This is a genomic window from Corallococcus exercitus, assembly GCF_003611585.1.
Classification (GTDB): Bacteria; Myxococcota; Myxococcia; order Myxococcales; family Myxococcaceae; genus Corallococcus; species Corallococcus exercitus.
The window spans coordinates 75225-87382 of sequence record NZ_RAVW01000001.1 but is presented as its reverse complement, the minus strand read 5'-3'; the positions used below and the strand labels follow the sequence as shown (position 1 = coordinate 87382).

Annotated in this window: 14 protein-coding genes; 13 read left to right on the top strand and 1 reads right to left on the bottom strand. The window is 70.9% G+C overall.

Translation table 11 applies throughout. The annotated features are described in order from the left end of the window. Nucleotides 1–119: 119 nt before the first annotated feature. The 9 genes from D7W79_RS00375 to D7W79_RS00335 all read left to right on the top strand — a co-directional run bounded on the left by D7W79_RS00375 (nucleotide 120) and on the right by D7W79_RS00335 (nucleotide 9188). Nucleotides 120–1109, top strand: coding sequence for an AAA family ATPase (locus D7W79_RS00375; RefSeq protein WP_014398943.1), 990 nt, complete (start codon nucleotides 120–122; stop codon nucleotides 1107–1109). 24 nt (nucleotides 1110–1133) lie between these two features. Further along, nucleotides 1134–2015 (top strand): DUF58 domain-containing protein, encoded by an 882-nt coding sequence (locus tag D7W79_RS00370; RefSeq protein ID WP_120523308.1) that lies wholly within the window; start codon nucleotides 1134–1136, stop codon nucleotides 2013–2015. Then, the gene (locus D7W79_RS00365; protein WP_120523307.1) at nucleotides 2012–3016 is read left to right on the top strand and encodes a hypothetical protein; all 1005 of its coding nucleotides are present in this window, start codon (nucleotides 2012–2014) and stop codon (nucleotides 3014–3016) included. The genes D7W79_RS00370 and D7W79_RS00365 overlap by 4 nt, the downstream gene beginning before the upstream one ends. After that, complete coding sequence (locus D7W79_RS00360) at nucleotides 2988–4001, top strand: vWA domain-containing protein (protein WP_244221529.1); 1014 nt, start codon at nucleotides 2988–2990, stop codon at nucleotides 3999–4001. Before D7W79_RS00365 ends, D7W79_RS00360 begins: the two co-directional genes overlap by 29 nt. Then, nucleotides 4001–5056, top strand: a complete 1056-nt coding sequence (locus D7W79_RS00355) for a VWA domain-containing protein (protein WP_120523319.1) — start codon at nucleotides 4001–4003, stop codon at nucleotides 5054–5056. The genes D7W79_RS00360 and D7W79_RS00355 overlap by 1 nt, the downstream gene beginning before the upstream one ends. Continuing rightward, entirely contained in the window at nucleotides 5053–6072 is a 1020-nt protein-coding gene (locus D7W79_RS00350) for a tetratricopeptide repeat protein (protein ID WP_120523306.1), read from the top strand. The genes D7W79_RS00355 and D7W79_RS00350 overlap by 4 nt, the downstream gene beginning before the upstream one ends. Then, nucleotides 6056–7936 carry a BatD family protein gene (locus D7W79_RS00345; protein WP_120523305.1) on the top strand — a complete coding sequence of 627 codons (1881 nt, stop codon included), beginning with the start codon at nucleotides 6056–6058 and terminating at the stop codon, nucleotides 7934–7936. The genes D7W79_RS00350 and D7W79_RS00345 overlap by 17 nt, the downstream gene beginning before the upstream one ends. Next, nucleotides 7933–8658, top strand: coding sequence for an SH3 domain-containing protein (locus D7W79_RS00340; protein ID WP_120523304.1), 726 nt, complete (start codon nucleotides 7933–7935; stop codon nucleotides 8656–8658). The genes D7W79_RS00345 and D7W79_RS00340 overlap by 4 nt, the downstream gene beginning before the upstream one ends. Before the next feature lie 128 nt (nucleotides 8659–8786). Beyond that, a complete protein-coding gene (locus D7W79_RS00335) occupies nucleotides 8787–9188 on the top strand; it encodes a response regulator (RefSeq protein WP_120523303.1) in 402 nt (133 codons plus the stop codon). Between the two features lie 17 nt (nucleotides 9189–9205). Here the strand turns inward: D7W79_RS00335 and D7W79_RS00330 are convergent, their stop codons facing one another. Further along, the gene (locus D7W79_RS00330) at nucleotides 9206–9538 is read right to left on the bottom strand and encodes a PilZ domain-containing protein (RefSeq protein WP_120523302.1); all 333 of its coding nucleotides are present in this window, start codon (nucleotides 9536–9538) and stop codon (nucleotides 9206–9208) included. A 227-nt stretch (nucleotides 9539–9765) separates the two neighbouring features. Between D7W79_RS00330 and D7W79_RS00325 the strand changes: the two genes are divergently transcribed. The 4 genes from D7W79_RS00325 to D7W79_RS00310 are packed head-to-tail and all read left to right on the top strand — an operon-like array spanning nucleotide 9766 to nucleotide 12082. Continuing rightward, entirely contained in the window at nucleotides 9766–10263 is a 498-nt protein-coding gene (locus D7W79_RS00325) for a hypothetical protein (protein ID WP_120523301.1), read from the top strand. 12 nt (nucleotides 10264–10275) lie between these two features. After that, nucleotides 10276–10764, top strand: coding sequence for an ATP-dependent helicase HrpB (locus D7W79_RS00320; RefSeq protein ID WP_120523300.1), 489 nt, complete (start codon nucleotides 10276–10278; stop codon nucleotides 10762–10764). A 15-nt stretch (nucleotides 10765–10779) separates the two neighbouring features. Beyond that, the gene (locus D7W79_RS00315) at nucleotides 10780–11595 is read left to right on the top strand and encodes a flagellar M-ring protein FliF (protein WP_120523299.1); all 816 of its coding nucleotides are present in this window, start codon (nucleotides 10780–10782) and stop codon (nucleotides 11593–11595) included. Between the two features lie 7 nt (nucleotides 11596–11602). Further along, the gene (locus D7W79_RS00310) at nucleotides 11603–12082 is read left to right on the top strand and encodes a hypothetical protein (protein ID WP_120523298.1); all 480 of its coding nucleotides are present in this window, start codon (nucleotides 11603–11605) and stop codon (nucleotides 12080–12082) included. Nucleotides 12083–12158: the final 76 nt, after the last annotated feature.

Sequence of the window (12158 nt, the reverse complement as noted above, 5' to 3'; positions counted from 1 at the left end):
GTATAAGAGACAGCCCTTTACGGGACAGGGCGGCTTGACGGAATGTCTGGCTTACAGCGGTGTTGAGCCGGACGCCCGGGAACCCTAGGCTGCCCGCCGCCCAGGCCGACAGAGGGGACATGAACACCGACATCCGCGCGCTCACCGAACGCGTGCAGCAGGAAAGCAGCTTCGTCGAGGTCCTCAACCAGGAGACCGGCAAGGTCATCGTCGGGCAGCGGTACATGCTCGAACGCATCCTCATCGGCCTCTTGTGCAACGGCCACGTCCTCCTGGAGGGCGTGCCCGGACTCGCCAAGACGCTGACTGTGCGCACCGTGGCGGACTCGCTCAGCGCCACCTTCATGCGCGTGCAGTTCACCCCCGACCTCCTGCCGGCGGACCTCGTCGGCACGATGATCTACAACCAGCAGACGGCCGCCTTCACCGTCCGCAAGGGGCCCATCTTCGCGAACATCGTCCTCGCGGACGAAATCAACCGCGCCCCCGCCAAGGTCCAGTCCGCCCTCCTGGAGGCCATGGCCGAGCGCCAGGTCACCATCGGCGACCAGACCTTCGGCCTGCCCTCGCCGTTCCTCGTGCTGGCCACCATGAACCCCATCGAGCAGGAGGGCACGTACCCCCTCCCCGAAGCGCAGGTGGACCGCTTCATGCTCAAGGTGAAGGTGGGCTACCCGACCCGTGATGAGGAGAAGGTCATCATGGACCGGATGTCTGGCGGCTCGTCGCCGAAGGTCCAGCGGGTCATCTCGCTGGAGCACCTGGTGCGCGCGCGCGAGCTCGTCCACGCCATCTACATGGACGAGAAGGTGAAGGAGTACATCCTCAACGTGGTGTTCGCCACGCGCGAGCCCGCGCGCTACGGCCTCAAGGACCTGGCGGACTACATCCAGTTCGGTGCCTCGCCGCGTGCCACCATCGCGCTGGCCCAGGCGGCCCGCGCGCACGCGTTCCTGCGCCACCGCGGCTTCGTCACCCCGGAGGACGTGAAGGCCATCGCCTTCGACGTGCTCCGCCACCGCATCGCGATGACCTACGAGGCGGAGGCCGAGGAGCTCACCCAGGAGAAGATCATCCAGCGCGTCTTCGACCGCGTGGAAGTCCCCTGACCAGGCCCCGGTAAGAGCGCGCCCGTGCTGCCCAAGGACCTCATCCGCCGCATCCGCAAGCTGGAGATCCGCACCCGCAAGGTGGTCTCCGACATGCTGGCCGGCCAGTACCATTCGGTGTTCAAGGGCCGCGGCATGGCCTTCTCCGAGGTGCGGCAGTACCAGCCCGGCGATGAGATCCGCTTCATCGACTGGAACGTCACGGCGCGCATGAACGAGGCCTTCATCAAGGTCTTCACCGAGGAGCGCGAGCTCACGGTGATGCTCCTGGTGGACGTGTCCGCCTCCAACGAGTTCGGCTCCAAGGACCGCACCAAGGCGGAGGTCGCGGCGGAGGTCGCCGCGCAGATCGCCTTCAGCGCCATCGCGAACAACGACCGCGTGGGGCTCATCCTCTTCTCGGACCGGGTGGAGAAGGTCGTCCCGCCGCGCAAGGGCCGCATGCACGTCTTGCGGCTCGTGAGCGACATCCTCACGTTCAAGCCGAAGGGCCACGGCACGGACCTGTCCGCGGGGCTCACGTACCTGACGCAGGTGTCCAAGCGGAAGGCCGTAACGTTCCTCGTGTCGGACTTCATGGCGACGGGCTACGAGAAGCCGCTGCGCCTGGTGGGCCGCAAGCACGACCTGGTGCCGGTGGTCATCGAGGATCCGCTGGAGCAGCGCTTCCCCAGCCACGGTTTGGTGGAGATGGAAGACCCGGAGACGGGCGAGCGCTTCGTCGTGGACACCAGCTCCACCGCCGTGCGCGGGAAGTTCATGCGCGCCATGCAGGCCCAGCGCGACGAGCGCCGCAAGCTGTTCAAGAAGCTGGAGCTGGACCACGTGGAACTGCGCGCCGGGGATGATCACGGCAAGGCGCTGGCGAACTTCTTCCGCGCGCGGGCCCGGAGGATGGCGGCATGAGACGCGCGCTCGTCCTCGCGGCCGTCCTCCTGGTCAGCGCTCCGGCCGCCTGGGCCCAGGCCCCAGCCCCGGCTCCTGGCGCGCCCAAGGCCCCGGTCGCGCTGGAGCTGGTGTCGCCCACGGGCGCGTCCGCGCGGGTGGAGCCGGAAGAGGTGCACATCGGCGAGCCCTTCACCTATCAGGTGACGCTCACGCACCCGAAGGACCAGCGCTACGAACTGGTGGCCCCCACGGGGGATGGCCCGGTGGAGCTGCTCCAGCAGACGCGCCAGCGCCAGGACAACGCGAACGACGCGACCACGACGTTCGGCCTGCGCTTCTCCGCGTTCGAACTCGGCAGCGTGCAGCTGCCCGACCTCACCTTCGACGTGGCGACGCCGGAAGGGCCCCGCCGGTTCGTTCTCAAGGGCAAGCCGGTGGAGGTGGCCTCCTCGCTGCCGCCGGACGCGCAGGGGCAGGGCGCGGAGCTGTTCGACTACCAGCCCCCGCAGGAAGTGCCCATTCGCTCGTGGACGCTGCTCTACGCACTGGCGGCGGCGCTGGTGGTGGGGCTCGCGGCCTGGATGCTGGTGCGCTGGTGGCAGCGCCGCCCGAAGCGCGACAAGGTCGTTCCGCTGCTGCCCCTGGACGTGCGCGTGCGCCAGTCGTTGGACGCGCTCAAGCGCGAGGACCTGCCCGGCCGGGGCCTGGTGAAGGACTTCTATTTCCGCCTCTCCGAAATCGTGCGCGGCTACCTGGGCGAGCGCTACGGCTTCGAGGCCCTGGAGTGCACGTCGTCCGAACTGATGGCGTCCCTGCGCCGGCTGCCCACGCCGGGCCTGCCGGAGGACGCGCTGATGCGCTTCGTCTCCGAGTCGGACATGGTGAAGTACGCCCGCGCCGACGCGTCCCCCGAGTCCTGCAATCAGGCGTTGGCCTTTGGCTACGACCTGCTCGCCAGGACGTACGTTCCTCCCGCTCCCCCCAAGCCCGATGCTGCCCCCGGACCTCGCGTTCAATAACCCGGAGGCGCTCTGGGCCCTGCTGCTGGCGCCGCTGCTGCTCGTGCTCGCCTTCTGGGAGCGCAAGCGCCGCGCCACGCTGCGCTTCTCCGCCGCGCACGTCTTCGCGAAGGGCGGCCGCGGCTTCCGCACGTACCTCCTGCCGCTGCTCCCCATCCTGCGCGCGGCGGCGGTGATTGCCGCGGTGGTGGCCATCGCCCGGCCGCAGTCGCGCGACTCGCGCGTGAGGGATTTGTCGGTGGAGGGCATCGACATCGTGGTGGCGCTGGACCTGTCCACGTCCATGGAGGCCGGTGACTTCCGTCCGCAGAACCGCCTCAACGTGGCGAAGGAGGTGCTCGCGGACTTCATCACCGGCCGCGTGAACGACCGCCTGGGCCTGGTGGTGTTCTCCGGCGCCGCGTACACGCAGTCGCCGCTGACGCTCGACTACGGCGTGCTCAAGGAAGTGCTCAAGCAACTGCGCACCCGCGTGCTGGAGGACGGCACGGCCATCGGTGACGCCATCGCCACGTCGCTCAACCGCCTGCGCGACTCGGACGCGAAGAGCCGGGTGGTGGTGCTCATCACCGACGGCGACAACAACGCCGGCAAGATCTCGCCGCTGGACGCGGCGAACATGGCCGCGTCGCTCCACATCCCCATCTACACCATCCTCGTGGGCAAGGGCGGCAAGGTGCCCTTCCCGCAGGGCACGGACCTGTTCGGCAACACCGTGTGGCGTGAGACGGAGATCCCCATCAACCCGGAGCTGATGCAGGACATCGCGGACCGCACCGGCGGCGAGTACTACCGCGCCACCGACCCGGAAGGCCTCAAGCAGGGCCTGCAGAAGGTGCTCGACGCGCTGGAGCGCTCGAAGCTGATGGAGGGTGGCGCCAGCGCCACCTACAAGGAGAACTTCCACCCGTTCCTGCTGGTGGCCTTCGGGCTCGCCGCGCTGGAGCTGCTGCTGCGCGCCACCTTCCTGCGGGTGTTCCCATGATGCCCACGCTGGAGGCATGGCGCTTCACGCTGCTGGGCTATCAGGTGGGCCTGGCACAGCCGCTGTTCCTGGGGCTGGCGCTGGTGGGCGTGCTGCTGGGCGTGCTCGCGCTGCTCAAGGCGCTGGGCCGCAGGACGCGGCTGTCGGCGCTCATCGCGGAGCGCCACGTGGCGACGCTCGCGCCCGGTGTGTCCGTGTGGCGGCCGGCGGTGCAGGGCAGCCTGTACGGCCTGGGGTTGATGCTGTTCGGGCTCGCGCTCGCGCAGCCCCAGTGCGGCACGAAGAGCGAGCTGACGAAGCGCCGGGGCATCGACGTGGTGGTGGCGCTGGACGCGTCCAAGTCCATGCTCGCGCGTGACGTGCAGCCCAGCCGGTTGGATCGCGCGCGGCTGGAGCTCAACACGCTGCTGGATGAACTGAAGGGCGACCGCGCGGGCCTGGTGGTGTTCGCCGGGGATGCGTTCGTGCAGTCGCCGCTCACGTCGGACTACTCGGCGGTGAAGCTGTTCCTGCGCGCGGTGGATCCGGACGTGATGCCCCAGGGCGGCACCAACGTGGGCGCGGCGCTGAAGCTGGCCAAGCAGGTGCTGGACAACGCGGACCGGGGCTCCAAGGAGCGCGTGGTGGTGCTGCTGTCGGACGGCGAGGACCTCACGGGCGAGGTGCGCGAGGCCACGGATGCGTTGAAGGACGCGCACGTCCAGGTGCTCGCGGTGGGCGTGGGCTCGGACTCCGGTGAGCCCATTCCCGTCTACGACCGGCGCGGCGAGTTCGTGGACTACAAGAAGGACTCCAACGGCGACACGGTCATCACGCGCCTGGACCGCGCGGGCCTCACGGCCATCGCGGACGCCACGGGCGGCGCCTTCTTCTACCAGCCCAACGGCGTGGCGATGGGGCAGGTGGTGGAGCGCATCGACCAGCTCCAGAAGAGCGAGCTGGAGAGCCGCGTGACGGTCCGCTACGACGAGCGCTTCCAGCTGTTCGCCATCCCCGGGCTGGTGCTGCTGGTGCTGGGCATGTCGCTCATCCCTTCGCGCCGGAGGACCGCATGAGCGCGCGTTCGATGCGGCGGCGTGCGGCGCGCGCGATGGCGGTGGGCCTGGCGGGACTGCTGGCGCTGCCGGGGCCCGCGTGGGCGGTGGGGCCGCTGGAGAAGGACCACCCGCTGGTGCAGCGTGGGCGCGAAGCCTACGCGGCGGGGCGCTACGAGGACGCGCTCCGGGACTTCGAGGCCGCGAAGAAGGAGCGGCCGAATGATCCGACGGTGGAGTTCAACCGCGCGGACGCGCTGGCGAAGCTGGGGCGCTCGGCGGAAGCGCGCGAGGCGTTCAAGCAGGTGGCGGAGTCATCCCGTCAGCCCGACCTGGCGCAGAAGAGCTGGTACAACCTGGGCAACCTCGCGGCCACGTCGGGCGACCGCGCGGAGGCGCTCAAGTCGTACCGCAAGGCGCTCACGCTGGACCCCACGGATCCGTTGGCCCGGCACAACTACGAGGTGGTGCTGCGCGACCTGCCTCCGCCCCAGAACGGTCCGGATGGCGGCACCGACGGAGGCCAGGACGGCGGCAACGACGGCGGACGTCCGGACGCGGGCGAGGACGGCGGCCAGAAGGGCGACGGCGGCACCCCTCAAGACGGAGGCCAGGACGGCGGTCCGGATGGCGGCGCTGACGGAGGCGCGGACGGCGGTGCGCCGGATGGCGGTCAGGACGGCGGCGCGGATGGTGGCGGTGGTGACGCCGGGCCCGGTGATGGCGGCGCGGATGGCGGCGCGGATGGCGGGCAGCAGGATCCGAACCAGAAGGGCGACGGAGGCGCGGATGGCGGCGCCGACGGAGGCCAGGACGAGGGCGAAGGCGACTCGCGCGATGGCGGCACGGACGGCGGCAGCGAGGGCGACGAGGACACGGAATCGAACCCGCGCGACGGCGGAAGTTCGCCGGGTGACGTCGACCGGCAGGAAGCCGAGCGGCTGCTGGATGCGATGAAGCAGAACGAGAAGAATCTCCAGCTCTGGCGTTTCCAGCAGAAGAAGAAGCAGAGGAAGCCCAATGAGAAGGACTGGTAGCGGACGCACGGCGCTGCTCGCCGTGCTCGCCCTCCTGGCCACGGCGCCGGCGTGGGCGGCGGACATCGAGTTCTACCAGACGGTGGACCGCACCGAGGTGGGCACCGACGACACCTTCAAGCTCACCGTGGTGGTGGTGGACGCGCCGTCCAACGCCCAGGTGCGCCTGCCCGAGTCCAACGACTTCGAGGTGCTCTCCTCGTCACGCGGCAGCCAGCGCTCCATCTCGCTGTCCGGTGGCGGCCCGGCCGTCATCCAGGACATCACCCGCCACGAGCTGATCATGCGCCCGCTGCGCGCGGGCAAGCTCACCATTCCGCCCTCGACGCTCACCGCGGGAGGCCGCACGTACCGCACGGACGCCGTGCAGCTCACCGCGCGCGAAGGCCACGCGGGCGGCGCACCTCAAGCGCAGCAGGGCGGCCGGCCGTCGTTGCCGGATCCGTTCCGCAACTTCCGCAACATGCCGGATCCGTTCGGGGACGACGACTCCGACCTCAACGACGATGAGCCGGTGATTCCGCGCGGGGACTCGGACCTGTTCCTGCGCGCGAGCCTGGACCGGGACGACCTCTACGTGGGCGAGCAGGCCACGCTGTCGCTCTACATCTACTCGCGCGTGGACCTGTCCAGCGTGGACGCGGTGACGATGCCCAAGCTGGAGGGCTTCTGGACGGAGGAGGTGGAGAGCCCCACGCAGCTCACGGGCGAGCAGAAGGTGGTGGATGGCATCCCGTATCGCGCCTACCTCCTGCGCCGCCGCGCGCTGTTCCCGGTGAAGTCCGGCACGCTGCTCATCACCCCGGCGGAAGCGGACATCACCACGGGCTTCCTCTTCGCGGGCCACCGCGTGCACCGCGTCTCCAATGGCCTGAAGGTGAAGGTGCGGCCGCTGCCGTCCGGTGCGCCGCCGAACATGTCCAACGCGAACGTGGGCTCGTGGCGCATGTCGCTGGACGTGTCGCAGACGCGCGTGGAGCTGGGACAGCCCATCACGGTGAAGGTCATCCTGGAGGGGCAGGGCAACGTGAAGAACGTCACCCCGCCCAAGCTCACCGGCCCGGCCGCGCTGAAAATCTACGAGCCGACGACGACGGACCGGGTCACGCCCAACCGCAACCGCATCCAGGGCCGCCGCGTGGTGGAGTACCTGGTGATGCCGCAGCGCACGGGCACCTTCACGCTGCCGGAGCTGCGCTTCCCCTACTTTGATCCGTCGCGGCGCCAGTACGAGACGGCGCGCACGGACCCTGTCACCATCACCGTGGAGGCGGGCGCGGGCGGCGTGTCCTCGCTGCCGTCGGCGATGACGCCCTCGCAGGTGGCGGACGCGGCCAACGAGCAGAAGAACGTGCTCACCACGGGAGGGCTGCGCCCGGTGCGCGCCCAGGCCCACTTCGTGGGACCGTCGCAGCCCGTGTGGATGCGGCCTTTCTTCATCGCGGGCGTGCTGGCTCCGCTGGGCCTGCTGGCGGGCGTGGCGTTCATCGGCGGCATGCGCGGCCGGCTGGCCACCCGCTCCGAGGCGGGCCGGGGCCGTCAGCAGGCGAAGGCCGCGCGCAAGCGGCTGGCGGAGGCGGAGAAGCTCAAGGCGGGCGCGGACGCGGGGGCCTTCTACGTGGAGGTGGAGAAGGCCATGGTGGGCTTCCTGGAGGCGCAGCTGGGCTTCCCCGTGGGCGGGCTGACGCGCGAGGCGCTCGGGGAGAAGCTGGCGGCGGCGGGCGTGGACGCGGAGCGGCGCGCGCGCGTGCTCTTCGTGCTGGAGGCGTGCGACCTGGGCCGCTACGGCGGCGGGGTGGAGCCGGGCGAGCGGCGCAAGGTGCTGGCGACCGCGGCGGCGGTGATGGAAGGCTGGGCCGGATGAGCGACGCGGCGACGCAGGGCTACTACACCGCCGAGGAAGCGGAGGCCGTCTTCCAGCAGGCCAACGATGCGTACGGGCGCGAGGACTACGCCACCGCGCAGGCCCACTACGAGAAGCTCATCGCCCACGGCTTCGGCGGGCCGGACGTGCTCTACAACCTGGGCACCACGCACCTGGCCCGGGGCGACCTGGGCCGCGCGGTGCTGGCGCTGGAGCAGGCCTGGAAGCAGGGCGGACGCGCCGCGGACCTGGAGGCCAACCTGGCCCTGGCGCGAGCGCGGCAGGTGGACAAGGTGGTGGGCGCCACCGCGGACGAGGCCTTCCTCCCCCGGCTGGCGGCGGCGACGGACGGCGCGGCGGTGGCTTGGGTCTTCTTCGTCGCGTGGCTGGTGGGCTTCGCGCTGCTGCTCTTCCGGCGCGTCTTCCCCGCGCTGCGGCGCACGGCGGTGGCCGTGGTGGCGGGCCTCTGCCTCACGGCGGCGGTGCCGGCGGCGATGCTCCTGGCTGCGCACATCTGGGTGCACCAGAACGTGCATGAGGCCGTGGTGCTGTCGCCCACGCTGGTGGCGCGGGAGCTGCCCCGCTCGGAAGGACGCTCCCTCTTCGAGGTGCACGCCGGCCTGAAGGTGCAGCTCCTGGAGGAGACGGGGAAGTACGTGCGAATCCGCCTGCCCAACGGCCTGGAGGGCTGGGCCGAGCGCGACGGCGTCGCCGAAATCTAGGCGGGGCTGGAGCGACCCCGCCCGCGGGAAATCCGATGGTGGACTGGTTTCGTACAGAGGGGCTGCTCGGAGGCGTCGCTTCGCTGGACGTCGCCAGGGCAATGGCCTACGAGGGGCCCCGAGGAACCATGGCTGGCAACGCGCAGGCACCCTTCCACATCCTCCTCGTCGAGGACGAGCCCGTCATCCGCGAGCTGGTGCGCTCCATGTTGAGCGACGGCGCGGTGGACGTGGTCTGCGCGGCCAATGGCATCGAGGGCCTGAAGCTGGCCCGCGACCGGACCTTCCACCTCATCCTGATGGACGTGGTGCTGCCGCAGCTGGACGGCGTCTCCGTGTGCCGCATCCTGAAGAGCGACCCGGTCACCGCGAAGGTGCCGCTCTACATGCTCACCGCGAAGGCGAAGAAGGCGGACGTGGAGAGCGCGACGCAGGCGGGCGCGGACGGCTACATCCACAAGCCCTTCCGCGGCGCGGAGCTGATGGACCTGGTGGAGCGCCTGCGCACGGCCCGCACGGCCGCGGACTGACGCTCCACCGGAAGGCCTTACGGCAGGTGCGGATGGAGGAAGCGGGCCAGGGCGATGAGGTCGTCCCAGTCCAGCTCGCCGAACTCCAGCGCGACGCCGTCCACTTCCCGGCGGCGGATGGTGCACATGGTGACGAGCTCGCGGTCGCCCGGCAGCGGCAGGGCGATGGTGAGCGCGCGCTGCGAGTCCGCCGGGTGGGCCTGGAGGAACAGGCCGTTCATGGAGATATCGCGCGCCTGCGCCGTCACGGTGCGGCCTGACAGGAGCACCTTCACCTGGAGACGCGCTTCGACGCGCGGGTGGTAGCGCTCGCGCTCGTTCGGACGGGGGCCGTTGGAGGGGGTCATCATCGGAGTGCTCACCTTCAAGTGCGACAGGACGCGACAACTGTGAAGCAGGTTGGCGCGGAGGCAAGTTTTCGGGTTTTGCTTTGCCGTCCCGCGCCGTGGACCCGGCGCGAGCCCACCGGAGACGCCTGGCGCGGATGCGGCGGAGCGCGCCCCTGTCGTTTCAAGGGGTTGGGCCCTGGCACGGACGGTGGAAGGCAGCCCCGGCGAATCCCTGCCGGAGGCACCCCTTGGAAGACCGTCGCATCCCGTCGTTGAGCATCGCCCCCTCCATCGAGCGCCAGACGCCGAAGACGGAGTTCGGCCCCACGTTGGCGCGAGCGGCGCGCGAGGTGGTGCGCACGGGGGCGGGGCTCGTGGGCGGCATGCTGCCGTCGGGCGCCATCTCCAGCGCGGTGGTGTCCACGCTGGCCGGCACGGTGTCGGCGGCGGTGCCGGCCGAAGCGGTGTCGTCGGTGTCCGCGACGGGCGGTGCCTCCGCGATGTCGGCGCGCGCGAGCACGGCCGGCGCGACGGCAGGGACGGGGGCCGCGGCGACGGGGCAGGGGGATGCGTGGGACCTGCTGGAGGCGCAGAAGCTGATGGCCGCGGACGGCCAGAAGTTCAACATGGCCTACCTCTCGCTCCAGAACGAGATGCAGAAGGAGAGCCGCGAGCACAACGCCATCTCCAACATCATGAAGGTCCGCCACGACTCGGCGAAGGCCGCCATCAACAACATCCGCTGAGGCGCGTTCGCGATGGCCATCGACAAGTTGGGAGCCGTGGGCGGTGCGGGCCCTTCGCCCGCGGTGGAGTCCGGCAGGGAGACCTTCGGCAAGGTGCTGGAAGGCGTGCGCGAGCCCGCGTCGCGCCCCGTGCCGGTGACGACGGAGGGGCCGCCGAAGCCGGCACGGACGCCCACCGAGGCACCCGCCGGCACGGCGCGGGCGGAAGGCGTGGAGCGGGCGAAGGCGGGCTGCGCGGAGGTGAAGCCGGGAGCCCGCGTGGATTCGGTCCAGGCGGCGCGGAGTCAGCAGGCGGTGGAGGTGCTGGACCGGGTGGGGCAGGCGCAGCAGCGGCTGGACCACATCCTGAAGCTCGCCGAGTCCGGCCGCACGTTCAGTCCCTCGGAGTTGCTCGCGCTCCAGGCCCACGTCTACCGCGCCAGCCAGGAGCTCGACCTCGCCGGCAAGGTCGTCGAGAAGGCCACCGGCGGCGTCAAGCAGGTCCTCCAGACCCAGGTGTGAGGAGTCCTTCCTTCCATGCGTTCCGCTCCCCTTCGTTGTCTCTGTTTCCTCCTGCTCCTGGGCGCCTCCGCGTGCCGGGAGCGCATCCAGCACGGCCTCGACGAGCGTCAGGCCAACGAGCTGCAGACGGTGCTCGTCGAGCGGGGGCTCGACGCGCGCAAGGTGCCCGAGCCGGGCAAGAAACCCACCTGGGCCATCGAGGTGACGGACGCGCAGTCCTCGGACGCCGTGCGCATCCTGGCGGAGCTGGGACTGCCCCGGCTCGCCGCGGAGACGGGCTGTGACGTGTTCGGCGGGAGCGGGCTCGTGCGCTCGCCGCTGGAGGAACAGGTCTGCCGCGTCCGGGGGATGGAGCGCGAGCTGGAAAAGACCCTCCAGACGGTGGACGGCGTGCTGCTGGCGCGGGTGCACCTGGTGGTTCCACCTCCGCCGAGGCCCGGTCAGGCTCCGACGCCATCGAAGGCGTCAGCCATGCTGAGAGCGGCGCCCGGTGGCGCGGAGCGCGTGCGCAAGTCGGCGGACACGCTGCGCGAGCTCATCGCGGGAGGCGTGGAAGGACTGTCTCCGGAGGCGGTGTCGCTGCTGGTGGATGAGGTGACGACGCATGTGGAGGCGCCGTCTCCGAAGGGGGGACCCGTGCCGCTGCGGCTGCGGGTGGTGCTCGCCCTGCTGGGCGTGCTGGTGACGGGGCTGTCCGGCGCGCTCGTCTGGACGACGCTGCGCTGGAGGCATTACCAGGCCCTCGCGGAGCAGCCTCCGGTGGCACCGCCTGCGCCGCCCACGCCCGCGCGGCCGGTGGTGACACCGGGCTCCACGCGCAAGCTGGCCTGAGCACGCCATGGAAGCCACACGCGTGGGACGGGCGATGCGCCTGGCCCGGAAGCTCCTTCCATCGCGCAAGGAAGCACCCCAGGCCACGGTGGCGGACGTCACGCTGCCCGCGCTGTCCCTGCCCCTGGAGCGCATCGCGCTGGTCGTCTGCGTCCTGGCGCGGGAGCGCGCCGCGGAGCTGCTGGGCGGCCTGGTGGACGCGGAGGCGGGAAGGGCGCTGCGCTATCTGGAGCGCTTCGCCGCCATGCCCTCCGCGCAGCGACATGCCAAGGTGGCGGCGGAGTTCGGCGAACGGGCAGACGCCGCGAACCGGTTGGCCCTCTTCCTGGAGGCGGCGCCCGAGGCTCTGCGCCAGGAAGCCCTGCGCGGGCTTCCGCCGTACCACCGCAGCCGGTTTCCCCAGTGGGAGGACGCTGGACCGCCGGGGGATGCCGCCCCGGTCCTGACCGCCCTGGCGGAGCGGCGCATCCGCGAGGCCCTGCGCTGAGCGGCCGGGTGCGTGGAGGGCCATCCCGAACCGGGAACGCAGCATCCCGATGACGGACCTCTCCCCCCTGCCAACA